Genomic DNA, 225 nt, shown 5'->3' on the forward strand with positions numbered 1-225 from the left:
TGCCTCTCCATCGGCGCAGCCTTGTGCGGTGGTTGCATTTTCTTTGGTAATTACAATGCTAATAGGTTCTGGCTGTGATAAGGTAATACCGCCATTTGGCAGGTTAATTGTACATCCATTGGCATCCGTAACTACTACATTGTAAGTATCTGCTGGAACATTGCTTAGATCTTGTGTCGTAGCTCCGTTGGTCCACATGTACGTGTAAGGAGCTGTTCCTCCTGT

At 45.8% G+C, this 225-nt stretch carries 1 pseudogene; it reads right to left on the minus strand.

Annotated features, from left to right (window positions below):
- Positions 1-225: pseudogene (locus tag ACY2RS_RS16065) on the minus strand (T9SS type A sorting domain-containing protein); the annotation flags it as partial.

This window comes from Patiriisocius sp. 208BN25-11, from assembly GCF_058147145.1.